The following is a 23,278-nucleotide window of genomic DNA, read 5'->3' as shown; positions in this document are numbered from 1 at the left end:
CATGTGTGTATATTAAACACTATCTGTTTAATTATCAGAAATCCGGGCCAGCTGTTCGAGACACTTTTTCAATCACAGTGTTCAGCAGGGGGAGACGTATCATGATCGGTATTAAAACAGTTCGACAGGGTGAGCGGGTTGCGGTCTGGGATTTTAAGGGACGGGTGGAGTACATTGACGGTCCGCGGCGGATGATTCTGTTTCGCAAGACGATTGAGTCGCTCAGGCAGTACAGTGCAGGAGCGGACGAATATCTCTCGATTGAATTTGTCGACGGGCATTGTGAACACCAGCGTGGGCCGACGTCGGTCTGGTACGATCCGGTCGAACATCTGGCGATCAAGGTGATGGATTCGCTGGAACTTGATTCTCACGAAGCGATCGTGGTTTATCGCAGGTCCGGGGAGGCCGTGCAGCGACGCGTAGAACGGGGGCCGATGCTGTTTGTCCCGCAGGAAAACGAATGGTTGCACGAGTTTCGCTGGCATGGAGCCGATCCCCAGACGCCGACGCATAAGGTGCCCCGGGCACTCAGCTTTCACAAGCTGCGGGTGATTCCCGATCAGACCTATTACCTGGTCGACGATGTGCGGACTTCCGATGATGCCTTGCTGACCGTCAAGCTGATGATCTTTTTCGAGCTGTCCGACATTGAAAAGATGCTGGACCAGACGCATGATCCGATTGCTGACTTTATCAATGCAGTGACAGCTGACGTCGTCGATTTCGCCGGGACGCGTTCCTTTGAAGCCTTTAAACGGGATACCGAGCAGTTAAACGAACTGGAGTCGTACCAGAATCTGCTGTCCCGGGCGAACCGCATTGGTTACCAGATCAATAAGGTCGTCTACCGTGGATACACGGCTGGCGAGACGCTGCAGGCGATGCACGACAGTGCGATCGAAGCCCGAACGCGGCTCAAGCTGGATGCAGAGACGGAAATCCAGGCCCAGGAACTGGCGGATGTGCAACTGGCCCGCGAAGCGATTCGGGCGGAAAAGCGTCAGGAAATGGAAGCCCGGCAAACCGAACACGACATTCACCTGCAGCGACTGCAACACGATGAGGAGATTCATCAGCAACAGGAAATACAGCACGTCGAAGAAGAGACTCGACGTCGGGTTAACCAGATTGAACTGGAACACCAGCAGGCGAAGAACCAGGAACAGAGCCGGTACCTGGGCACGATGCGTGAAATGCAGATCGACCTCACGCGGTACCTGGTGGCCCAGTATCAGAATCCGGATCGCTTGATTCGGATCAGTGGTGATAAGGATCCCAGCCTGCATTTACATGAGGAGTCTTAGCTCTCAAAGAATAAGGGGCAGGTCCCGGATTTTCGAGACCTGCCCCGTTGATATTAATCAACTTCGATTACTCTTCCTCACCCGATGTCATATCTAGTGGCGGGGGAGTATCTCCGGTTCCGGAGGTGCGTCCTTGCGGAAGGTCAGCCAGGCCGGCTCGGGGAGCCAGCGGGCTTTATGAGCGCTGATCAGGAAAGCGAGAATCAGGGCGGCGGCTGACCAGATGAAGGCGATCACCGCTTCTCGGCTGAGATATTGGATCGCCAGACGAAACGCGAAGGTCGCACTTGTATAGAGCAGGATGCCGACCGTGGCGGCGAAGGAGAACTTGAACCAGCGACTGGACCAGAGCCGGGCGATCAACAGACACCCCACGGCCCAGAAGCCGACATAGGAGAGACGCCAGATCAGCGGAATTTCCGCAGCACGTTCATTTAGGATGACCACAACGGAAACCAGGGGAATCAACAATGCGCTGGCACATTGCAGGACGCGACTGAAATCGTCTTTCATGGTCAGCCCCAGGACCAGCATTGAGAGCCAGAGCAGATGGAAACAGGCCGTAAAACGATACTCGGCGAGAATCGAATCGGGAATCAGATACCAGATCCCCAGCGTCGCAGCGATGACGCCGGCGGTGCAGATGCCCGAAGAACGTCGGCGGAGGCCCAGCCCCAGCATCAGCGCACCGTCCAAAAGGAGCGGCCAGGGAGTCGGTTCAATCAAGGTCCGCGTTCCCAGGGTCTGCGGGCCAACAATGGTAAACAGGGCCAGAACTCCGACTCCGCCCCAGATCGCATCCGGGACGCGTCGCACGACCGCCCAGAGATAGAAGCCGACCAGCATCCACGCTGCCAGCCAGATTGGAGAACCAATCGCGTCGGTGACTTTGAAGAGAAATCCGGTGTGTACCGGTCCTCCCGACATCGGCATGGCCAGCAGAAGGAGCAGCGGTGCCAGGCGAACCAGTCCCGCCTGAAAGACTTTGTTACGGGTCGAAATCGCCCCTTCGAGCAGCAGTATGAGCAGCACGAATCCCAGCGGAATCAGGAAGTAAAACCCCCACAGGGTATCAAAGGAGATCAGGCGGGGGCCACTGATCGGTTTGATCCACATCGGCCCAGCAGGTCCGAAGGTCAAGCAGAGGATGAACGAACGAAAGGCAACGCAGGCGGCGATCATGCCGAAAGCGATCCAGGGAAACCAGGGCCAGCCCCAGGGGGTGCCGTTGGACTTCACATAAGAAACGCCTCCGCGGATGGCGGGCCACAGACAGAGAAAGAGGACCGACGCGACGACCGGGAACAGAAACAGGGTCCATTCCAGTTCGGCGGGCGAACGGGGATGCATTTCGGGAGAACACCACCAGGGTGCCGCATAGAACAGCGCCAGGAAGAGGTGATACGGAATCCGGTAACGAACTCCCAGGCGAATGCCGGCGCCCCAGAGAACGGCTTCGGAAAGCAGTGCCGAGAACAGAAAGCCGCCGCACATCAGCAGCAGGCCCTGATCCTGGGAAACGCGGGAGAACAGGTCATCCATGCTGACCGAGACACCGAGAAACAACAGCAGCAGGAGCAGCAGAATCGAACGGGCGTCCTCCCAGACTTTGCCCCAGCGTACGATCAGCACTCCAATTCCCGCCAGCAACAGGGTATACCCGGCCAGCACGCCCATCATAATCCAGCAGTTGATGGAACCGATCTCAATGGTTCCGTAAGCAGACCGCACGGCGAACAACATCAGCACGGCACTAATCACGTAGAACGGATTGTGGTTGTAGATGTAACGCAGGACCGAGCGGTGAGAAGCAGACGCAGACATAACAGCCTCCTCTCATCAAGAAATGAAGAAAGATAAAGCCCCAGAACTGGGAATAAAAAGACAGGTTCGCTGTTAAAGAGACTGCATTGTAACATATTTATTTGAACAGTTATAGAAATTTCTGAGGTGGGCCATTAAATCTGAATTTTGTGAGACTTCTCTCTGGACAATCTCCGTCGGGCCGAAATGTTCGTGGTGGAAATCCGTGCTTGACCCCGCGGGGAATTGCGATATTAATAGGGGACGCGAACATTTCCAGGAGCGGGCCTTACGAACGGAGAGGGAATGACTACAGTCAACCAGAGGCTCCCCTGCTCTTTAGAGATTGAGAATCCGCGGCAGCGCCCCGACCAACGAGAAGTATTGCATCCCGACCTGGAACGCATCCTCTCTTTCTGCCGAAAACGCACTCGATTCATTGCACATAAAACAACATCACTCCCGCTGAATTCGACGCTCACGCAACTCGGCGAACAGGCCATCCAGTCTGCGATGGAAGTGCTTAATCCTCAGCTGAAATCGCTGGCCAAAGAGTATGCGGACGGTTCTGGCTCCCGTCGAAACGTGATCTGCGAGGAACTCTTTCACCAGTTAGTAACCCGGACGAAACCGGTGCGAACGCAAGCCGAACTGGTAAAGCATGTCTGCGATGATTTGACGAACCAGTCGTGTAACCGGATCTTTCCTCGCCAGTTCCACAAACATGGGAATCCGAACTGCCTGGGTCGTGCGTTGATCCTGCTCGCTTTCGCCCGTCTGGCGGGAGCCCCTGTCCTGGGAGCGACGCCTCTGATCTCCGGATCTGAAATCGCGATCCGCCATGATGCGCGGGTAGCCCGCGGGATTCTCAGACGGGCAGATCGACAGCAAGTGAGACTCAAACCGGAGCTGAAAACGTTTCTGGAGTTCATGACAGCCCGTCCTGGCATCGATCGACTCCGACCGCCGATGTTTCACATGGGGATTCTGATGCAGACCAGCGCCAAGCGTTGGACGCTGATCGATCCCCATGCAAAAGTCACCGGCATCTACCGGAACCAGCGGCTGATCTGTGAGTTTCAAGATCAAAGCCTCTTCCAACCTGAGCAGGTGTTTGATGCTGATTTTCGTGTCGAAGCCGATCTCAAATGCAGTCAGCAGTTGTGGCGACTGAAGTCTATCACCGAATTTCTCGGGGAGTTGCAGACTTTCAGCGAAACTGATCATCTCAATGTGAGTGAAGTTCTGGTTTTCCTGGCCGAATCGAATCTGCCGGAGTATCTGCTCAGCGATGACTGGAATCTCCCCCGTGAAGAGAAAGCGAACATCGCCGCCCAGATGCGGGGCAGCGCAGCCCCGGTCGTTGATCCCCGGTTGCTGGAAACGCTGTCACTCGGGAATTGTGCAGAGCCCCTGAGGAATCGCATGCAGGCTTTGCTGAACTGGTTTCTTCTGCTGGACAGCGGAAAAGAACTGGTCGGGCTGCTGGCGTTTGCGGTTTCTGAGGGTTCAGAGTCCTTACGTCGGGAGATGTTGGCACAGTCAATCAAGGAGCTGCTGGAGGAATTGATCGCCCGCCTGCATGGGTTCCTGTTCAACACAGCATCACTCAGCAACGAACGCGGCTTGTTACATCCGGTGCTGGAACTGTATCAGCCGGAATTCCGCGTGGGCGTGGAACTGGTTTCGCATGTGAATGCGGTCACCCTGCGTTCCGAGGCGATTCCCGAAGTTTTGTCCCGCGTCTGTCCGGGCCAGACGATCCAGATTTCACACGCGACGGAGATTCTCCGCAATCAGCAACACTACATTACCGCTTCGTCGCGTCGGACTTTTCAAACGTTAACCGCTGCCGAATTTCAGTCGGAACGACTTCAGGATATTTTACAGCGGATCTCTCAGAAACTTTTCCTCACTTCCGAAAGCAGGAGCACTCATGATTCAGAATAAAAACGATTTTCTGGAAAGCGAAGCACGACAGGTGCGGGTCAGACTAAACAAAACAGGCGGCGACATTCCGGGATGCAGAAACCATTATCTGCTGGAAGCAATTCCGGGAATGCAGCCGGTCGTGGAGCAGGTGATCCGGGAATTTATTGACGAAACCAGAAACAGTGTGGAGTTCGCCCACGCTCAACAGGAACTGGAACTCATCCAGTATGAAGCGGACGGATTCAACCGACTCGTCAAACAATATGCAGACCAGCCCCGCATGCAGACCGCTTTGAACGTGGCTTTTGAGATCTGGAATAATTCGCCCGGTCCCGAAGAACGCCTGCGGCAGATCGTGGATCACGCCGACAGTATTGCTCCGTCGGGCAGCGAATCGTTTACCAGTTGTCAGGCCCCGACTTAACGGATTTCCCGGAGAATTATGTTGCAACGCGCGTCAAACTGGTATAATCCACACATCAAACCCGGCTTATGTTTTATTTGATGAGGCTGAGTATGGATGAATTTCAGATGAACCGTCGGCAGGCCATGATTGCGAGTGGCCTGGGAACACTGAGTCTCGGCATGCCGGGCGTGGTGATGGGGAGCGATAAGCTGGATGCGGCGGGGAAAGCGGTCGCGGCGGAGAAGTCGTGTATCTTCATCCTGCTGTGTGGCGGGCCGAGCCACATCGATACCTGGGATATGAAGCCGGACGCTCCCCTCGATTATCGCGGGCCTTATATGCCCATCGAAACCAAAGTGCCGGGCATGCGGATCAACGAGATGCACACCGAGCTGGCCAAAGTGACCGACCAGTTCACCCTGATTAATTCGATGTCGCATCCGGGCGCGATCAGCAATCACTTTGACGCGATGCATAACCTGCTCAGTGGGCAGTCGGAAAAACGGGTACAGCAGGGAGCCGCGAACGAGCAGCCTTACCTCGGTTCATTCGTCGCCAAGTTCAAGCCGAGCAAACGCAACTTCGTTTCCAATGCGTGGCTCATCAAATGCGTGGGACCACCTGTGTTCTGTGCGCCGAATATCGGCATCGGTGGTTACCTGGGTTCGGCCTATGCCCCGGTGTTCGTCGGTTCGGCGAACAATCATCCGGCGATGAAAGACTTCAAGCCGCCCGAAATTTATAATCCCTATGACGAACAGCGGTTTGAGGAGCGGAAGACCCTGCTCCGCGGACTGGAATCGACGCGACTTGATAAAGATCAGAAAGTCAAAGACTGGTCGGACCTGAGAGAGAAGACCTACGATGCCTTAACGCGGGCCGAGGGCCGACGTGCGTTTAACATGCATGAGGAACCGGACAAAGTTCGCGAGCAGTACGGCATGCATCCCCTGGGACAGAACCTGCTGCTGGCCCGCCGGATGGTGGAATCGGGAGTCCGCTTCGTCACCGTCAACGGCTGGGCCGGTCAAGCCGACCATGACAAGCAGGGACCGCCCAGCAGCAGTTGGGACATGCATGGCGGAAATATGGGGATGGGGAATGCGTTCGGCAACGGTTCCTACGGCATGGGCTTCTGTCTGCCCCGGCTGGACCAGGCGCTGGCCGCGTTACTCACAGACCTCAAGGAACGGGGCATGCTGGATAACACGCTGGTCGTCGTCACTGGTGAGTTCGGCCGTACGCCCTACGTATTGAAACAGGATCCCCCGGGACGCCAGCACTGGCCGAAGTGCTTCTCCTCGATCCTGGCCGGCGCCGGCATTAAAGGGGGACAGGTCTATGGAAAGACAAACAAGTATGGTGAATATCCCACCCACAAACCGGTCCGCCCCGAAGAACTGGCGGCGACGATCTATCACGCACTGGACATCCCGATCAACAACCCACAGGATCCGACAGGGTTGTTGCGGACCCTGACCACAGGGAAGCCGATCATGGAACTGTTCGGGTAAACTGAGGAGTCACTGAATGCGTGCCCGCATCAATGGTACGGAGATCTATTTTGATGTCGATGGGATGGGGCTCGTGCCTGGCGAAGACCGGATGGTCGAGCGTCCGGTGCTGTTTCTACTGCATGGCGGGCCGGGCAGCGATCATTCCAGTTTCAAATCGAATTCGGCAGCGCTGCGTGATACCGCGCAACTGGTGTTTGTCGACCATCGTGGTTCCGGACGAAGTTCTCCGGCTGATCCCAGGACATACACGCTCGACCAGAACATCGATGACCTGGATGCCCTGCGTGCACACCTGGGTCTGGAGCGGATCTCCGTCCTGGGTTCGTCGTATGGAGGGATGGTCGCGCAGGGCTATGCCATTCGATATCCGGAGCGTGTGGCGAACCTGATTCTTGTTGCCACTGCCCCCAGTTTTCGCTTCATGGAAGATGCCCGGCAGATCGTCAATGAGCGAGGTACTGCGGATCAGCAACGTGTCTGCCAGTGGTTGTGGGAGGGCACATTCGAATCACAGGAACAGGTCTACGAGTATTACAAAACTATGGGCCCCCTGTATTCCACCCGTTTCGACACCGAGAAGCTGGACAAAGGCTGGCCGCGCAGTATCCGCAACTTCGAACAGCTGAATCTCGGCTTCACCACGTTCCTGCAAACATTCGACTTGATTGAGCAGTTGCCTTCTATAAGCTGTCCCACTCTGGTGCTGGGAGGCGCACACGACTGGATCTGTCCGCCCCGGCATTCGGAGCTGATCGCGGAGCGAATTCCCCGCGCGCATTTGAAGATTTTCGCGAACAGTTCCCATGCGATTGCTGACGATGAACCGGAAGCCTACCTGGCGGCAGTACGTGGCTTTTTGACCTACTGCAATAAATAGCAGGCCAGCACGACACATGTATTTACTTTTATGTGTCAATCTGTGAGAATTACAGGTACTGATACTGTTCTGAGTCTGACTCGCTGACTGAAACCTGTCGTACACGGGAATGTGAGGGGCTGATTTGGCAAATCTTTTTGATTTATCGCGACTGCTGAACCGCAGGGAACACCATCCGGGCCGGCGCAAGCTGCTTCGCTCGATCTCCACGGGAATGATGGGAGCCGGGCTTGCGGACATGCTGGCTCTGGAAGCGATTGCCAAAAATACAGGGCATCGTCCCGGTCAGGCCAAACGGGTACTGGTGATTTACGAGGAAGGGGGAATCAGCCAGATGGATACCTGGGACCCCAAGCCCCAGGCTCCCTATGATCATCGCACGCCCTACCAGCCAATCGATACCAATGTCCCCGGGATCCAGTTCTCGTCACTGATGCCCATGACGGCCCGGCAGGCGGACAAGCTCTCTGTCATTCGCTCCATGACCACGGCCCGGGTCGCAGGTCATAAGGAAGGCTGCCAGGAATTCTTCAAAGGGTACCGTTTCGATTCTTCGTTTGACTTCCCCGATATCGGCTCGGTCGTCACCGATCAGATCGGCACCGACTGCCCGCAACTGCCGGGGTATATCTTCTGTCCGGGCATCAACATGCCCAATCACGTCACCAGCACCGGTTTCCTGCCTGCCAGCAGGGCGCCGTGGAAGCTGGGAACCAGAAACCTGGGGGAGAACCTGTCTGATCCCAGCTGGGAAGTGAAGTCACTCCAACTGAATCCCAAACTCAGTCGCGAAAGGTTTCAGCAACGACGCGAGCTACTGACGCAACTGGACCGGTCTGCGGTTGCGAAAACGGAGACAGCGGAGACGTTACAGGCTTACTACGAAAACGCCGTCGATCTGCTGACGAGCCCCCGGGTGCAGGCTTCTCTGAATCTATCTACAGAAAGCGATCAAACCCGTGACCGCTATGGTCGCGATCATCGTGGCTGCTGTTATCTCCTGGGTCGAAAGCTGATCGAAACGGGAGTGAGGTTCGTCAGTGTGACGGTGATTCAGCCTCCTGAGCATGTGAATCGACCCGGCTACGGACAACCCAAAGGGGTGTTCCTGAACTGGGATCACCATGAGGGAATTTACCAGAAAGGTCCCTGTGGTGGACCGCAGGGAATGAGTAATCAGGAACGATTTGGTTTGCCTCACCCTGTCATGATGCCCAGCCTCGACCGGAGTTTCAGCGCTTTGATTGAAGACATGCATACGCGAGGCCTGCTGGCAGATACGCTGGTCTGTTTCATCACGGAGATGGGACGCACACCCCGCGTGAATAAATGGGGCGGCCGCGACCACTGGGGGCGGGCGATGTCGGTCGCTTTGGCTGGTGCAGGCGTTCCAGGCGGACAGGTGATTGGCGCAACCAACAAGGAAGGAGGCGATGTAACCGATCGACTCTATACTCCCTATGACTATGCGGAGACGATCTATCGCAAACTGGGTATCGATACGGCAGCACGCATTCGCAGACCGGATGGCCTGCCTGTCGAATTTACCGATGGTGGTCACCCCATCCGGGAAGTCTTCTAAACCGCGCTTATTTTTCCCGCAGGAGTTTCTGCAGACGTTTACCGCCGATTTCTGCGATGAACAGATTACCGGCGGTGTCCGCGGTCAGCATGTGAGGCAGATTGAATTCGCCTGGTCCGGCCCCTTTGCGGCCCCAGCTCTGAACGACTTTTCCACTGGAATTCAACAGCAACACTTTGTTGGCACGTCCATCGGCGACGAACAGGTTTCCCTGAGCATCGAATTCCATACCGTAGGGAGCGAAGCCGGTCCAGATCTCAAGCAGCTTGCCTTCGGAATTAAAGGCCTGCACGCGGTTATTTTCGCGGTCTCCGACCAGAATGCGTCCCTGTCGATCGAGGATAATCGAATGGGGAAGATTGAACTGTCCCGGCCCTTTTCCCGGTTCGCCCCACTGCCCCAGGTATTTTCCATTCGCAGCGAACTTCATGACGCGGCTGTTCCCATAGCCATCAGAAATATAGATTTCATCGTGACGGCCGAAGGCGATATCGGTCGGTTTATTAAACTGGTTCTCGCCGGTCCCCGGTTTGCCAGGCTGACCGATGGCCAGCAGAATTTTCCCCTGGGAATCGAACTGGTAAACCATGTGATTTCCGATATCGGTGACCCAGATATGATCGTGCTGATCGACGCGGAGTCCGTGTGCCTGACCGATCAGGTTCTCTCCCCACGAACGGAGGAACCGGCCTTCACGATCAAAACAGAGAATCGGCTGCTTGCCGCGATGAAACAGATACATCCGCCCTTCACTGTCGAAGTCAACTGCCGAACAGGGGCCAAGAGTCAGTCCTTCCGGAAGCTGAATGCCATTATCGGCGGCTGGAACGAAGATCACCGGGTCAGCCGCAAGTGAGTCTCCCATCGTCGACATCAGGCAGAGTAATGAAAAGCAGAGCAGACTTAATAATCGAGGCAGTTTCATGCGGAGCACTCCAGGGCCGTTTCAGATGAAAGACAGATAGAAGCCGGTTGATGATAGCGTCAGTGTACGCCTCTTTCCCGGCGGTGTCGAGTCTTTTAAAGTGATCGCTTCAGCACTCCATTGACAACATCGGGGGAACCATTTAAAGATAAGCTTCTCGGAATGGCACGTTGAGTTCCGCGAACGCCCACCACATCAGGTTTCACCATGGATCCCCGTCTTAAACTGATCTTCAGCGGGCTGGCAATCGTCATCACCTTCATGGCGTTCATCCCCTACATTCGTGGCATTCTCAAAGGGAGAACCAAGCCACACCTGTTTTCCTGGTTGATCTGGGGTATGACCACACTGATTGTGTTCTTCGCCCAGCTAGATGCGGACGGGGGAACCGGTGCCTGGCCTATCGGCGTTTCGGGAGTGATTACGATCTACATCGCATTTCTCTCCTATGTCAAACGGGGAGACATTTCGATCACCCGCCTCGATCGGCTGTTCTTCAGTGCGGCTCTACTCTCGATTCCCTGCTGGTATTTCACATCGAATCCCATGTGGGCGGTGATTCTGCTGACCACAATTGATCTGCTGGGTTTCGGTCCTACTATCCGCAAAGCCTATGATCGTCCCTACGAAGAAAGTCTGCTCTTCATCTTTATGTTTTTCCTCAGGAACACCTTCGCACTCCTGGCACTGGAATCCTATTCGCTGACGACGATGCTGTTTCCCCTTTCAATCTCTGTGGTCTGTCTGTTTTTATGCACGCTCATCTCCTATCGTCGTCGCGTGGTCGTGGCGGAGCAGACGCGTTAAAGACTACGGCAGCTCAATCAGAAAGTTGAGTCTGGCTGAGAGTGCAGCAGACGTTGTCCCACCAGATAACCCAGTATGCTCGCCAGCAGACCTGTCAACTCGGGAGGGATCGAGAGCAAAAGAGCAGACACGGAATCGAGCTGTTCCTCGTCAGTGACCAGTAGTGACGCTGCGATCTGATGGGCCGTCCAGAACAGAGCACCACAACCGATGGAGAGCAGTCCCGGCCATTCGCCACGTGGCTTGAGATAGACGCCGGCCACAAAGGGAACCAGCAGCGCCACCAGTCCCACCGCCAGAGCACTTTCGAGCAGTTCCAGTATCTCTTCGGTCACCAGCGCCAGAGGGAGACTGGCCAGGGCAACGATGACGACACTCAAGCGACTGGTCAGCAGGCGTCGCTGGTCAAACCAGTTGATGCGATGCAACAGATTATGCGAGAGTAACGCAGCCGGCGAAAGCATCGCGCTGGTGCAGGTAGACACGACAATCGCCAGCAGTGTGACGACCAGCAGGCAGATTCCCAAGGGTGACAGCAGTAGTTCAGCCAGTGCCAGCAGGACCTGACCATCACTCCCCTGGGGCAGTTCATCGGGCCAGAGTTGTCGCGAAGCCAGCCCCAGTCCGACGGGTAACAGACCAAACAGAATATACACACAGCCCGCCAGGATGCACGCCCGCGAGGCGACCGCCCCGCTGCGACTGGCGAATATCCGTTGCATCAGATCCTGTCCGGGCAGATTTCCGAAGATGCCGTTGATCCAGGTTGTCGACCAGCCCAGCAGAGCCAGCAGTCCCGCTTCAGGAAGCAGGGTCCGCAGTTCTGGTGGCGTCCGTTCCCAGGTCGTTTCAATTCCGACCACCACGGAACCCTCACCCACCGAGGCTGCGAAGTTGACGCCCAGCATCACCAGGCTGATCAGCACCACGCAGATCTGGACGGTATCGGTCAGGGTCACCGACCACATTCCCCCGATCATTGTCAGGAAAGTGACAAACAAGGCGGAGATCAGAATTGCAACTGTGGAGTCGACTCCGAAAAAATGAGTGAGAATCGCCGATTGCGCCAGGTACTGAGCCGCGATCCAGGGCAGGTAGCCCAGGGCCTGAACGATGCTGGAGATCAGCTCCGTTTTCGGACCGTACTTCTGTGCGAAGAGATCCCCCACGGTCAGGAGCTTCATCTCCCAGACCCGCCGGGCGAAGAACAGACCAGCCACGATCAGAGCCAGCCCCGAGGCGAACGGATCGAGTATCGTCCCCTGCACGCCTTCCGCTCGTGCCGCTTCACTGGCCCCCAGCACTGTGGCGGCCCCGAACCAGGTTGCCAGCAGCGTCCCCCATGCCAGCCAGAGCGGCAAGCGCCGTCCTGCAACCAGGTAATCTTCCTCCGTTTGTACCCTGCCCCCGGCATACAGGCCGAGACCGACCATCAGCAGAACATACAGTGTCAGCAGAATACCAAGCCAGAACGTCATGCAGATCATTTCCTCAGCAGCCGTAATACTTCCAGAAAACAGACAACTCGCTTGGACTCAGCCCTTTGCTAAATACGAACACCGCATGTTACCGACATTGGGATGAATCTGCACATGTTGCATCAGGGCAACATGGAAATTTCTGAAAAATCGTACTGAGCTAACTCAAGTTAAGGCAGTGTCAATCGGTGAAGAATCTCGCTTATCCGCGGGCATCATTTTCTGGCTTCTCCCGAAAGAGTAGAATACGATATATTACTGAGAATTCAGTACGCTGTTGCTCTTCTTCAAAACAGCCTGCTCTCTAAGACTTCCTCTAACTCTGTGAGTGCTCCACATGGGTATCTGGAACTTCTTAACCAAACCGATCAAACTCACTTCTGATAAGTTCTACTGGCAGGAACCACTGGGCATGCGCCTCAGCCTGCGGGGGGATCTCTTGATTCGCCTGGGTGTCGCCTTGACGGTCTGGGCGGCTGTCAGTGGTCTGTTCTGGATTTTATTTGCCTTCAACGTCAAGCCACCCGAGCTCGGGATGGCGATGTTTGTCTCAATCTTTATCGGGCTGGGCCCCGCCTGCCTGGCGCTATTTATGCGCCGGGAGCATGTCTCTGCTTCGATCTGGATCTATGACGATCATCTGATCCGTCAGCGGTCTTATGTCTCACTGGCTCTGATCAGTTCCTGGAAAGAAATCTCTGAATGGCCCAATCCAGCCATCACCCGCGTCACTTTCATCCCGGCCGAGGATCTGGGAAAATCCTTCTCCGTCATGTTGCTTTCTATCGATAACGAGGTCGAACTGGTCGGTATTCCCTCGAAGATCAGGCTGAAGGAGCTGGCCCGTCACTTCACCGAAGCCGGGATTCCGGTAGAAAAAAGAGATGCGATACCTGCGCGGTATACTCAGGGATTCAGCCCCAAAGTCTTCGCTGGGATGGCAGTATTGGGCGTGTTGCTTTTCAGTGGGGGACTGGCGTTTAACCTCACCAGGGTTCCACGGGCGGGACAACGCATCGCTGTTCGCGAGAACCGGAGACCGCAGATCCCCCGCCCCGAATTCGAACGCCCCGCGATCCCAATACCAGTTCAAGGGAACCCGATCCAGCGAAATCCCAATCCATCGTCCCCGCAGTCGGAGACGGGGCTGCCCCGGAATCAACCGGTTCTCACTCAGCCCGGGAGTTTCCCCAATCCGATTCCGCCACGATCCGTTACCCGCTCAACGCCTGCGACCACGAAAGGGACCGCATCGAAACTGATTGGGAATGCTGAAGGGGGCGGCCCATTCCAGTCAGTGATCCCCGAGGGAAAAACACTGCTCGGATTTGAATGTTCGCTGGGAAGCTGGGCGGGCGAACCGGCAATCCGCAGTCTGACGCCACTCTCAGAGCGCAAGCCAGCTCGAAAGCGGAATATTACTGTCATGGCGAAAGAGGGCTACGCCGTCGGTGGGATGAAGATTGATGCTCCCAAATATGTGAGCGCCGTTCAAGTCGTCTTCTATCGTCTTACAGATGACGGCCAGCTCGATCCGAATGACAGTTACACCAGCGACTGGCTGGGGACTCCCTCAGGCAAAGAGGTACCTGTGATCGAAGGAGCGGGCAAACAAGTCATCGGTATCCATGGTCGACGCGGTGCGGTGCTGGATGCATTGGGGCTCGTGTTTGAGTGAGAGCGATGTACTGGTTCTCGAAGTCGTAACCAGACTCAAGAATGCCAATCGTTGCGGTATTATCGCCTCCAGCGATTTGGCGGCCCCATGCAATAACTTACAAACCTGTTCCACATCAGACTTTTCGATCTTATCGTAACCCCTCATGCTTGAGGTCATCTTGACAATTCATTTCCGACTCACGATAAACAAGTTGGAATTGTGATACGATTCCCAATTGTCTTTCACGGATGACTAACAAGGTGACTGCCATGAAGCCATTTATCGTCTGCTGCATACTCTTTGCACTTCCGATGACCGCCCGGGCGACGGATCGCTATTACTTCGACATTCATGTCCAGTCCCCCTCCGGACACTATCAGGTGGATGCGACTTCCCCCGACAATCAGGGCCCCAATGGGAAGGCGTTTCAGGCTAATTTCACCTACAAATGTGTCGACACGCGAACCGGCAAAACGATCTGGACGCGCAAGCAGCCGATGCGGGAGCCACAACGATATAACTTCGGCGATTCCTCGTTTGAGATCGCAGTCCCCAAAGAGGGCTCTCCCAGGATCATCATTGTCTCTAACCAGGGCTCGGCGGCGATCCTTGCTGCGAATGATAACCTCATCACCATATCTCCACAGGGAAAGAAAACGGGGGAGATCGATTTACTGAAAGATGCCTTGCAGGAAGAGGAGAGCGAGCGGCTGGTGTATCACTCGTGGGGTGGCAGCAACTGGTCCCGTCTGGCTGCCTGGTACTTTTTCGAGCTGCCTGAAGGTGAAATCTTCGTGATTCGTCCCGCCTGGGGGCCTCGCATTCTGGTGGACGTCAACAAAGGAAAACTCGTTTCAGGCGATGTCAGTCTGATCGGCCCTGCATTAGAAGCGGAAAAGCAACTGGTGCTGGCCGCCACTCGTACAAAAATAGAACTTGATGACAACGAATGGTCGATGCTGCAGGCCGCTTACCTGGCAGGGAGCTTAAATCTGCACGAAGCCATTCCGTTTCTGAAATCACTGGAAACATCCACTTACTCTGAGACCAATTCTGCGCGAGGTCATCCGGATGGCGTGAACTTCAATAATGAAATTGATCCCTTCCGCTATCGTACATATGACCTGCGACAGACGGCTCAACTCACACTTCGACGGCTGGGAGTTGCTCCCCGGAATCTGCCTTGTCATGGTTTTATGGTCGAAAGAGGAGACGAGGCATTCTCTTTCACCCCGAAAAAGCAGACACAACCACGCCATAAAAACGCAGTACAGGTCAAAACAGGTATGTCTGCCAAAGAAGTGCTCAACACAATCGGCGCCCCCGACTACATACATGATGACAGCTGGAGTTATGACATGGATGCCGAGATACCTTTCAGCCTGACCCTGACCTTCGATACTTATAACGTGACGGCCATCAAAAAAGAGGCTCCTCTCTGGAAAACCGGTCTGGACCGGGACAAAGCTCTGGCGTTCTAAGAGAGATCAGTTTTTTTTTCAAATTCTGATCGAAGTGGTTTCCATGATGAAATGCATTATTTTACTGGCTGGTTTATTGCTGCTCACTGGATGCTCTTATGATGAGGTGTCATCAAAGATGGCAGCGACAAAGCCGTCTGCTACGTCTCAAGACTATATCGTTCTCAGCGAGCCCCCCGAACCGCTGCTCGAGAAGATGGCTCTGCTGTATGCTCCAGATGATGCAGCCTGGCCTGGCACGGTGGATGAGTTTGTCGAAAACGGACATCCCATCCTGCCTTACGCGATTAAGCAACTTCAGGAAGATGAAAAGATCTCACCGGAGGTGGCAAAGCAGCTTCTGGATCGTGTCCATCGATCCCCGGAAGTTCCCGTTGATGCACAACGCATCATCACGCTGCTGGAAGTCGCCTGCTACGCTGATGTCATGTGTCACCGTGTCGAATACCCACTCCGGGTCGCGACGCTGGACTACGTCAAATCAAATCTCGATGCACCGGGGACCCAAAACGCCCTGGCCTGGATCCGCGAGTCATACCAGAGCGGCCTCCCTCTGGATGCTCCCGATGATAAAACCGGCGAATTCCGCGGGATGCTCGTTAAAGCAATGCGAGGCAGGCTCGCCGCATATGCCAATCAAGTGAGAGAAGGGACGAAGGCAGAGCCTGAAAGCAACTAAAAAACGCAGCCACTATGCGACACAGGTGCTCCTGCACCGCAAAGTGTCTGTTTTTTAGCCTTAAGATTTGGGAGTCAAACCGAAGACGCGATCCATGTTGGCTGAGATTTCTTTCAGCCGTGCCAGATCACCGCCGGCGACTTCAGCGGCCGCCCAGCCAGCGTACTTGATTTCTGCCAGGGCTTTGCGGACATCGGCCCAGTCCAGATCGCCTTCACCGATCTTGGTGAACTTGCCCATTTCGCGGGAGAACCCTTTGAGATCCAGCTTGATGATCCGTTTGTTGAGCTGACGAATCCAATCGCCCATGCTGCCGTATTTCCAGTGATTCCCGATATCAAACTGCATACCGACCCAGGGGGAATCGAATTCGTCGATGTATTTCACGAACTTCTCAGCGGTCTGCTTGTGATCGCCTTCGTGGTCGTAGCAGAACTGGTTCCAGACATTCTCAACTGCAATGGGAACTCCTAGTTCCGCAGCCAGCGGGATCGCCTTCGAGATATTGTCGATCGAACGTTTCCAGATTTCCTCTTCCGGACCATCACTCCCCTTACCGACGACCAGCAGAACCGTGTTTCCACCGACGGCATGTGTCTGGCGGAGTGCTTCCTTCAGGCTGTCGAGTGCCTTGGCACGTACTTTGGGATCGGGATCGGTGTGCCGTACATTCCAGTGGCCGGCGTTGACAGATCCATCGACGGGTAGTCCGGTCGCTTTGATAGCTGCGTTGACTTCTTTGACATCGATGCCTGGTGTATTCAATTCAATACCATCGAAGCCGGCTTCTTTGGCGAGAGCGAATTTCTCTTCGAGACTGTCTCCGGCCCGTACCATCCCGATTTTCAAGGTTTTATAGAGACGACCGTTGAGATAGCCTTCCTCACTTTTGGCACCTTGCGCCAGCAGAGGATGGGAAGCTGCGGCAGCAGCGGCTAACAGGACAAACTGACGGCGGGAAAGAAAATCGGATGTAGGCATGACAACCCCTTCGGTTATTGCTGTATGATCATGTTGCAGATATTTTCGGCCCCAAAGGCTCCATTTGATCAGGTGTCTGAGTCCACCTTCAACAATATTGTAACATTCTTTACGAAAACATGGCACTCAGAAAGTGACTGCTTTTCAATGCAGATTCCAAAATTCCTGAGTACTCCTGGTACCCGGTGGATCTCAGGAGGAAACTATTGCCAGCCTGAATTATCTTTATCATGATAACGCGGTATCCCTTCATGCAACTCCAGCGAACTCGTAATCTCTGGTAGTGTATTCGCGAAGCGGTGCACAACTAAACTCTACAACCCGAAACAGGAGTATCCCAAGGTGACCAGTGCCAACGATCATCACGAACGCGTTGCCAAACTGACGTTTGCTGCCGTGTATCCACACTACGTAACCAAGGTGGAAAAGAAAGGTCGGACCAGGGAAGAATTACATCAGGTGATCAGCTGGCTGACGGGCTTTAACGAGAAGGCACTGCAGAAACAGATCAAAGACCAGATCACGTTCAAAGAATTCTTTCAACGCGCAAAGTTAAACCCCAACGCACATCTTATCACAGGCGTGATTTGCGGCTATCGGGTGGAAGAGATTGAAAACCCGTTAACGCGGCAGGTCAGGTACCTGGATAAGCTGGTCGATGAACTGGCCAAAGGGAAGAAGATGGAAAAAATCCTGCGATCAGAATGATCAGGGACTCAGCCACTACTCTTCCAGCATGGTGACAGTGCCGGTATCCATGTTATAGATTCCGCCGACGATTTTGATGTCCCCCTGCAGTTCCATTTCTTTAAGAATCGGGCTGTTGGTCCGAATGCGATCGATGGTTGCCAGCACATTCTGTTTGGTGACCATCTTGACGAACTCAGGGTTCTGCCCCGTTTGCTCTCCCTCGTAATCTTTGAAGTGCTCGACGGCTGGCTTGATGTTGGCCAGCATCGCGGTGATATTGCCCAGTTCGACGCCGTCAATCGCCCCGCGGATCGCGCCACAACTCTCGTGTCCCAAAACAAAGACGAGCTTGGAACCCGAGACCTTACAGGCAAACTCCATACTGCCCAGGATGTCGGTATTTTCGAAGTTCCCCGCCACACGCGCCACGAAAATATCGCCGATGCCCCGATCGAAAACGTCTTCCACAGGAATTCGCGAATCAAGACAGGAAAGAATCACCGCTTTGGGATACTGCCCCAGAGCCGCCTCTCGAACCAGTTTGGAATGATCGCGGGCGGTGAGCGTCCCTGCCACGAAGCGCTGATTTCCCTCTTTGAGCATTGTGAGTACCTGCTCCGGCGTCAGTTGCGCCTGTTCTTCCTGAGTCAGCACCCGGTTCACCAGCGGTTTCACATCGCCGATGGTTTCGGCACCATTTTCTGATGCCTGGTTGGCAGCAGGCTCTTCCTTTGCGCAAGACGTGAGCAAAACTGTCAGCAGGCAGCAGGTCAGCAGCGGGTTCAGACTCATTCTGAGCATGGGTGTATTCCTTACAGGTGGGTAATATGAAATGGTTCGTCTCTGCTTCCCGAAGACAGAGAGATCTTAACAAACTGTAGCAGGAATGAAAGAGCGGTTTCTGAGTCTCAAGCAAGACTTGACATCTCGATCTCGACAGCCACACTATAAACCACGATCCATAGTCAATCTCAGCTAGCCACGATCAGAAAGTTTCTTATGCAACCAACCGTCTATGCCCTGGCGACGATGGATACCAAAGGCGAGGAACTCTGCTTCGTTGCGGATGTGATCCGTCGTGCCGGTGTTGATGTGGTTCTAGTCGATGTCAGCACACAGGGTCGATCAGAGCGAGCGGATGTCTCTGCTGAAACCATTGCCGGCTCTCACCCGGGTGGGCCGGAACAGGTACTGGGACACACAGACCGGGGCGCAGCGATTACGGCGATGGCGACGGCACTTGAGCACTGGTTACCCGCCGAAGTCAGTGCAGGCAGGGTTGACGGAGTCATCGCTTTGGGTGGCAGCGGAGGCACAGCACTGGTTGCTCCGGCATTTCAGGCGCTGCCGGTTGGCTTTCCCAAGCTGATCGTTTCGACGGTGGCCAGTGGAAATACACGTCCCTACGTCGGCTTCAGCGATATTACGCTGATGTATTCCGTGGTCGATGTCGCCGGGTTGAATTCCGTTTCGCGGCGGGTCTTGAGCAACGCAGCTCACGCGATCGCGGGAATGGTATCACGCCGCTCCGAATTCCCGGCAGACCGCCCTGCCCTGGGCCTGACCATGTTCGGCGTGACAACCCCCTGTGTGGACATGGTCCGCGAACAGCTTGAGGCACGCGGCTTCGATCCGCTGGTCTTCCATGCAACGGGCACCGGAGGCCAGGCGATGGAGAAACTCGTGGCCGATGGATTGATCGAGGGTGTTCTCGATATCACCACCACCGAAGTCGCCGATGAACTCGTAGGAGGCATCATGCCTGGCGGGCCACGCCGGTTTGAGGTGATCCTCGAACGGGGGCTCCCCTATGTGCTGAGCCTGGGCGCTCTGGACATGGTCAATTTTGGTGCCCGCGAAACCGTTCCCGCCCCGTTTGCCGACCGCCAGTTTCTGATTCATAATCCCCAGGTCACCCTGATGCGGACGACGGCGGAAGAGAACCGACAGTTCGCCCGCTGGATTGCAGAAAAGATCAATCGCTCTACTTCGCCTGTCGAAATCCTGATTCCTGAACAAGGAATTTCGATGCTGGATAAAACAGGCGAAGCGTTCTATGATCCCCAGGCAGATCAGTGTCTGTTCGAGACGCTGGAACAGGAAATTCAGCAGACCGCAGATCGACGGGTCACGCGACACGACTGTCACATCAACGACGCTGCGTTTGCCGAGGCGCTGGTCTCGGCTTTTGCACGCGTGAGCGGGAATCGCTTTCAATAATTTTGATCATACGAGGAAGTCATCCATGCCGGAATCCAGAACAGCCATCCTGAAACGCCTGCGGGAGAAAGTAGCTGCGGGACTGCCCATCATCGGCGGAGGTGCGGGGACGGGTCTGAGCGCCAAGTGCGAAGAAGCAGGCGGGATCGACCTGATTGTGATCTACAACTCGGGCCGCTACCGGATGGCCGGACGAGGTTCGCTGGCAGGACTGATGCCTTATGGTAATGCGAATGAAATCGTCAAAGAACTGGGACGGGAAGTTCTGCCTGTCGTCAATGACACACCGGTGCTGGCGGGAGTGTGCGGCACTGATCCCTTTCTGCTGCGTGACCTGTTCCTTCAGGAACTGCAGGCGATGGGTTTTGCCGGCATTCAGAATTTCCCGACCGTGGGACTGATTGATGGTCAATTCCGCGCCAATCTCGAAGAGACCGGCATGGGCTTTGACCTGGAGATCGACTGTATTCGTGCGGCTCACGATTTAGACCTGCTTACGACTCCCTATGCGTTCGATGCAGAACAGGCACAACAGTTAACTGCTGCCGGGGCCGATATTGTGGTGGCACACATGGGGCTGACCAGTGGTGGTTCGATTGGAGCCACGACGGGAAAAACCCTGGATGACTCGGTCGAGTCAATCCGCACGATGGTCGATGCTGCCAAAAGTGAACGCGACGACGTGCTGCTGCTCTGTCATGGTGGACCGATCGCGATGCCCGAAGACGCGCAGTATATCTTTGATCGAGTATCGGGCATTGACGGATTTTATGGCGCCAGTTCCATGGAACGGCTCCCGACCGAGGTCGCGCTGACCGCACAGGTCCGCCAGTTCGGGGAGCTGCGTTTGACTCCCCGATAAACGTCTTATTTCTCTCTCATCTGACCAGAGGATTCGAATATGTATCGCCTGACTGTAATGTATGGACACCCGGAAGACCCTGCGGAATTCGATCGCTATTATCGCGAAGTACACATCCCCCTGGCCAGACAGATGAAAGGGCTCACCGGCTGGACGATCGGCAAATGCATGTCAGCCGAAGCGGGTAATCCGCCCCCTTACTATCTGATTGTCAGCCTGTATGCGGAATCTGCGACCGCGATGCAGCATATCCTGGAAAGCCCCGAAGGCCAGGCAACGATCGCTGATGTCCCGACCTTTGCGACCGGCGGTGTGATGTTCATGTATGATGAGGAAGAAGTATTAATACCGGTGCAGCTGGAATCGCCTTAAGAACTCTCTGCACTGTTCCGTCTCAGTTGCGTTCTCTCTAGCGTGCCCCGTATAGTAAAGAGATCATTCACTCCCGGTTTCCACTTGTGAAGGTCTCACCTGATGAACGTCGTATCGCACTTCTTCCGTACACAGTTTCTGCTGCCGCTGCTGCTCCTGAGTCTGTTTCTGCCGAACACGGTTCAGGCGGATCAGCTGCCGAACATTGTCTATATTCTGGCGGACGATCTCGGTTATGGTGATGTAAGCTGTTACAACCCGGCATCGAAGATTACGACTCCGCACATCGATCGGCTGGCTGCGGAAGGCATGAAATTCACGGACGCCCATACGCCGTCAGCCGTCTGTACGCCAACGCGGTACGGAATTTTGACCGGCCGCTACTGCTGGCGGACACGGTTGAAATACCGTGTGCTGGACGGCTTTGATCCGCCCCTCATCGAACAGGACCAGACCACGGTCCCGTCCCTGCTCAAAAAAGCGGGATACGACACCGCCTGTGTCGGCAAGTGGCACCTGGGTATGCAGTGGACTGACCAGAACGGCCAGCCCGTGCCTGCGGTTCCCATTGACCGGCGTCAGCGTCCCCGTGTGGGAGATGACGTGGATTACACCCAGCCGATACTCGGCGGACCGCTGGCCAACGGCTTCGACTATTACTTCGGAATCTCGGCGTCTCTGAATATGTCTCCTTTCTGTTTCATCAGAAACGATCGCCCCGTGATTCTGCCTACGATTCCTTCGGAACGGATACAGACCGAGTTTCTGTCCGTCGACCAGGGTATGCGCTCACCCGATTTTACAATCCGCAGTGTGATGCCTACCCTGACCGGTGAGGCGGTGCAGTTTATCGAGCGACAGGCGAAACAATCCCCCGAGCGGCCTTTCTTTCTGTATTTCCCGCTGACCGCTCCACACCTGCCACTGGTACCCAACGACGAATTCAAAGGCAAAAGTGCTGCGGGTGAATACGGTGATTTCGTGCTCGAGGTGGATGCGACTGTCGGTGCGATCATGGAAGCCCTGCAGCGAAGCGGTAAGGCGGACAATACCCTGTTCATTTTCACGTCGGATAACGGCGGTCTCTATCACTGGTGGACACCGCAGGAAACTGACGACCTCAAATACTATAAGCCCAATCATCGGGGACAGTACGTCAAAGACCGCGGTCATCAGGGAAACGCCCACCTGCGGGGTACGAAGGCCGACATCTGGGAAGGTGGCCACCGCGTTCCCTTCATCGTCCGCTGGCCCGGGCAGACACCTGCCGGGACATCGAATGCCGAACTGGTGGAACTGACCGACCTGCTGGCGACCTGTGCGGCGATCACGGATCAAAAGCTGACAGCCGGTGAGGGAGAAGACAGCGTCAACATTCTGCCCGCCCTGCTGGGTAAAGAGCTTAAGCAGCCGCTACGCGATTACGCGATTCATCACTCACTGTGGGGCCATTTTTCGGTTCGGCAGGGTCCGTGGAAGATGGTCCCCAAACGGGGCTCCGGCGGCTTCACCCGCGCCCGCGAAGTCGAACCCCAACCGGGCGAACCAACGGGGCAACTCTACAATCTTAAACAGGATCCCTCAGAGACAAAGAATGTCTGGCAGGAACACCCCGAAGTCGTTGAGCGGCTCTCCAAGATCCTGAAGCAGGTTCAGGGTGATGACAAGTAACTGGAACGCCCTGATCCGCATCTGGAAT

Annotated in this window: 20 protein-coding genes; 15 read left to right on the top strand and 5 right to left on the bottom strand. The window is 55.3% G+C overall.

The window, feature by feature from the left end; translation table 11 throughout:
* The first annotated feature begins 101 nt into the window (after positions 1 to 101).
* Entirely contained in the window at positions 102 to 1,307 is a 1,206-nt protein-coding gene (locus F1728_RS27450) for a hypothetical protein (RefSeq protein ID WP_155366715.1), read from the top strand.
* A 93-nt stretch (positions 1,308 to 1,400) separates the two neighbouring features.
* On the opposite strand, the gene F1728_RS27445 is transcribed toward F1728_RS27450, so the two are convergent.
* A complete protein-coding gene (locus F1728_RS27445; protein ID WP_155366714.1) occupies positions 1,401 to 3,131 on the bottom strand; it encodes a hypothetical protein in 1,731 nt (576 codons plus the stop codon).
* Positions 3,132 to 3,416: 285 nt separating this feature from the next.
* Here F1728_RS27445 and F1728_RS27440 point away from each other — a divergent pair, with 285 nt between their 5' ends.
* From F1728_RS27440 to F1728_RS27420, 5 genes are all read left to right on the top strand, one after another.
* The gene (locus tag F1728_RS27440; protein ID WP_155366713.1) at positions 3,417 to 5,060 is read left to right on the top strand and encodes a hypothetical protein; all 1,644 of its coding nucleotides are present in this window, start codon (positions 3,417 to 3,419) and stop codon (positions 5,058 to 5,060) included.
* Positions 5,047 to 5,466, top strand: coding sequence for a hypothetical protein (locus tag F1728_RS27435; RefSeq protein WP_155366712.1), 420 nt, complete (start codon positions 5,047 to 5,049; stop codon positions 5,464 to 5,466). Before F1728_RS27440 ends, F1728_RS27435 begins: the two co-directional genes overlap by 14 nt.
* Positions 5,467 to 5,558: 92 nt before the next feature.
* Positions 5,559 to 6,962 (top strand): DUF1501 domain-containing protein, encoded by a 1,404-nt coding sequence (locus tag F1728_RS27430; RefSeq protein ID WP_155366711.1) that lies wholly within the window; start codon positions 5,559 to 5,561, stop codon positions 6,960 to 6,962.
* 16 nt (positions 6,963 to 6,978) lie between these two features.
* The gene (locus F1728_RS27425; protein WP_155366710.1) at positions 6,979 to 7,842 is read left to right on the top strand and encodes an alpha/beta fold hydrolase; all 864 of its coding nucleotides are present in this window, start codon (positions 6,979 to 6,981) and stop codon (positions 7,840 to 7,842) included.
* 124 nt (positions 7,843 to 7,966) lie between these two features.
* Positions 7,967 to 9,424: a DUF1501 domain-containing protein gene (locus F1728_RS27420; protein ID WP_155366709.1), complete on the top strand. Its 1,458-nt coding sequence runs from the start codon at positions 7,967 to 7,969 to the stop codon at positions 9,422 to 9,424.
* A gap of 7 nt (positions 9,425 to 9,431) precedes the next feature.
* On the opposite strand, the gene F1728_RS27415 is transcribed toward F1728_RS27420, so the two are convergent.
* A complete protein-coding gene (locus tag F1728_RS27415; RefSeq protein ID WP_155366708.1) occupies positions 9,432 to 10,349 on the bottom strand; it encodes a peptidyl-alpha-hydroxyglycine alpha-amidating lyase family protein in 918 nt (305 codons plus the stop codon).
* A 207-nt stretch (positions 10,350 to 10,556) separates the two neighbouring features.
* Here F1728_RS27415 and F1728_RS27410 point away from each other — a divergent pair, with 207 nt between their 5' ends.
* Positions 10,557 to 11,156 carry a hypothetical protein gene (locus F1728_RS27410; RefSeq protein ID WP_155366707.1) on the top strand — a complete coding sequence of 200 codons (600 nt, stop codon included), beginning with the start codon at positions 10,557 to 10,559 and terminating at the stop codon, positions 11,154 to 11,156.
* A gap of 17 nt (positions 11,157 to 11,173) precedes the next feature.
* On the opposite strand, the gene F1728_RS27405 is transcribed toward F1728_RS27410, so the two are convergent.
* Positions 11,174 to 12,634, bottom strand: a complete 1,461-nt coding sequence (locus F1728_RS27405) for a sodium:solute symporter family protein (protein WP_194242551.1) — start codon at positions 12,632 to 12,634, stop codon at positions 11,174 to 11,176.
* 337 nt (positions 12,635 to 12,971) lie between these two features.
* Between F1728_RS27405 and F1728_RS27400 the strand changes: the two genes are divergently transcribed.
* The 3 genes from F1728_RS27400 to F1728_RS27390 all read left to right on the top strand — a co-directional run bounded on the left by F1728_RS27400 (position 12,972) and on the right by F1728_RS27390 (position 16,454).
* The gene (locus tag F1728_RS27400; RefSeq protein WP_155366705.1) at positions 12,972 to 14,312 is read left to right on the top strand and encodes a jacalin family lectin; all 1,341 of its coding nucleotides are present in this window, start codon (positions 12,972 to 12,974) and stop codon (positions 14,310 to 14,312) included.
* Positions 14,313 to 14,563: 251 nt separating this feature from the next.
* A complete protein-coding gene (locus tag F1728_RS27395) occupies positions 14,564 to 15,775 on the top strand; it encodes a hypothetical protein (RefSeq protein WP_155366704.1) in 1,212 nt (403 codons plus the stop codon).
* Positions 15,776 to 15,893: 118 nt separating this feature from the next.
* On the top strand, positions 15,894 to 16,454 hold the full coding sequence (locus tag F1728_RS27390) for a hypothetical protein (RefSeq protein WP_155366703.1): 561 nt from the start codon (positions 15,894 to 15,896) through the stop codon (positions 16,452 to 16,454).
* Between the two features lie 60 nt (positions 16,455 to 16,514).
* Here the strand turns inward: F1728_RS27390 and F1728_RS27385 are convergent, their stop codons facing one another.
* The gene (locus tag F1728_RS27385; protein WP_145441321.1) at positions 16,515 to 17,435 is read right to left on the bottom strand and encodes a sugar phosphate isomerase/epimerase family protein; all 921 of its coding nucleotides are present in this window, start codon (positions 17,433 to 17,435) and stop codon (positions 16,515 to 16,517) included.
* A 342-nt stretch (positions 17,436 to 17,777) separates the two neighbouring features.
* On the opposite strand from F1728_RS27385, the gene F1728_RS27380 reads away from it, so the two are divergent.
* A complete protein-coding gene (locus F1728_RS27380) occupies positions 17,778 to 18,143 on the top strand; it encodes a DUF2200 domain-containing protein (RefSeq protein WP_149337869.1) in 366 nt (121 codons plus the stop codon).
* Between the two features lie 15 nt (positions 18,144 to 18,158).
* On the opposite strand, the gene F1728_RS27375 is transcribed toward F1728_RS27380, so the two are convergent.
* Positions 18,159 to 18,926, bottom strand: coding sequence for a carbonic anhydrase family protein (locus F1728_RS27375; RefSeq protein ID WP_155366702.1), 768 nt, complete (start codon positions 18,924 to 18,926; stop codon positions 18,159 to 18,161).
* 198 nt (positions 18,927 to 19,124) lie between these two features.
* On the opposite strand from F1728_RS27375, the gene F1728_RS27370 reads away from it, so the two are divergent.
* From F1728_RS27370 to F1728_RS27355, 4 genes are all read left to right on the top strand, one after another.
* Positions 19,125 to 20,345 carry a Tm-1-like ATP-binding domain-containing protein gene (locus F1728_RS27370; RefSeq protein ID WP_155366701.1) on the top strand — a complete coding sequence of 407 codons (1,221 nt, stop codon included), beginning with the start codon at positions 19,125 to 19,127 and terminating at the stop codon, positions 20,343 to 20,345.
* A 25-nt stretch (positions 20,346 to 20,370) separates the two neighbouring features.
* Positions 20,371 to 21,207: a phosphoenolpyruvate hydrolase family protein gene (locus F1728_RS27365; protein ID WP_155366700.1), complete on the top strand. Its 837-nt coding sequence runs from the start codon at positions 20,371 to 20,373 to the stop codon at positions 21,205 to 21,207.
* A 39-nt stretch (positions 21,208 to 21,246) separates the two neighbouring features.
* A complete protein-coding gene (locus F1728_RS27360) occupies positions 21,247 to 21,579 on the top strand; it encodes an EthD family reductase (RefSeq protein ID WP_155366699.1) in 333 nt (110 codons plus the stop codon).
* 102 nt (positions 21,580 to 21,681) lie between these two features.
* Positions 21,682 to 23,250 (top strand): sulfatase family protein, encoded by a 1,569-nt coding sequence (locus F1728_RS27355; RefSeq protein WP_155366698.1) that lies wholly within the window; start codon positions 21,682 to 21,684, stop codon positions 23,248 to 23,250.
* Positions 23,251 to 23,278: the final 28 nt, after the last annotated feature.

This window comes from Gimesia benthica (assembly GCF_009720525.1).
In the GTDB taxonomy this organism is placed as follows: domain Bacteria; phylum Planctomycetota; class Planctomycetia; order Planctomycetales; family Planctomycetaceae; genus Gimesia; species Gimesia benthica.
The sequence above is the reverse complement of the archived record's forward strand: the minus strand, read 5'-3'. Positions and strand labels throughout refer to the sequence as shown.

Excerpts from the sequence above, each read along its gene's own strand:
- F1728_RS27450 (WP_155366715.1), top strand. The coding sequence starts at position 102 with ATGATCGGTATTAAAACAGTTCGACAGGGTGAGCGGGTTGCGGTCTGG.
- F1728_RS27445 (WP_155366714.1), bottom strand. The coding sequence starts at position 3,131 with ATGTCTGCGTCTGCTTCTCACCGCTCGGTCCTGCGTTACATCTACAAC.
- F1728_RS27440 (WP_155366713.1), top strand. The coding sequence starts at position 3,417 with ATGACTACAGTCAACCAGAGGCTCCCCTGCTCTTTAGAGATTGAGAAT.
- F1728_RS27435 (WP_155366712.1), top strand. The coding sequence starts at position 5,047 with ATGATTCAGAATAAAAACGATTTTCTGGAAAGCGAAGCACGACAGGTG.
- F1728_RS27430 (WP_155366711.1), top strand. The coding sequence starts at position 5,559 with ATGGATGAATTTCAGATGAACCGTCGGCAGGCCATGATTGCGAGTGGC.
- F1728_RS27425 (WP_155366710.1), top strand. The coding sequence starts at position 6,979 with ATGCGTGCCCGCATCAATGGTACGGAGATCTATTTTGATGTCGATGGG.
- F1728_RS27415 (WP_155366708.1), bottom strand. The coding sequence starts at position 10,349 with ATGAAACTGCCTCGATTATTAAGTCTGCTCTGCTTTTCATTACTCTGC.
- F1728_RS27410 (WP_155366707.1), top strand. The coding sequence starts at position 10,557 with ATGGATCCCCGTCTTAAACTGATCTTCAGCGGGCTGGCAATCGTCATC.
- F1728_RS27405 (WP_194242551.1), bottom strand. The coding sequence starts at position 12,634 with ATGACGTTCTGGCTTGGTATTCTGCTGACACTGTATGTTCTGCTGATG.
- F1728_RS27400 (WP_155366705.1), top strand. The coding sequence starts at position 12,972 with ATGGGTATCTGGAACTTCTTAACCAAACCGATCAAACTCACTTCTGAT.
- F1728_RS27395 (WP_155366704.1), top strand. The coding sequence starts at position 14,564 with ATGAAGCCATTTATCGTCTGCTGCATACTCTTTGCACTTCCGATGACC.
- F1728_RS27390 (WP_155366703.1), top strand. The coding sequence starts at position 15,894 with ATGGCAGCGACAAAGCCGTCTGCTACGTCTCAAGACTATATCGTTCTC.
- F1728_RS27385 (WP_145441321.1), bottom strand. The coding sequence starts at position 17,435 with ATGCCTACATCCGATTTTCTTTCCCGCCGTCAGTTTGTCCTGTTAGCC.
- F1728_RS27375 (WP_155366702.1), bottom strand. The coding sequence starts at position 18,926 with ATGCTCAGAATGAGTCTGAACCCGCTGCTGACCTGCTGCCTGCTGACA.
- F1728_RS27370 (WP_155366701.1), top strand. The coding sequence starts at position 19,125 with ATGCAACCAACCGTCTATGCCCTGGCGACGATGGATACCAAAGGCGAG.
- F1728_RS27365 (WP_155366700.1), top strand. The coding sequence starts at position 20,371 with ATGCCGGAATCCAGAACAGCCATCCTGAAACGCCTGCGGGAGAAAGTA.
- F1728_RS27360 (WP_155366699.1), top strand. The coding sequence starts at position 21,247 with ATGTATCGCCTGACTGTAATGTATGGACACCCGGAAGACCCTGCGGAA.
- F1728_RS27355 (WP_155366698.1), top strand. The coding sequence starts at position 21,682 with ATGAACGTCGTATCGCACTTCTTCCGTACACAGTTTCTGCTGCCGCTG.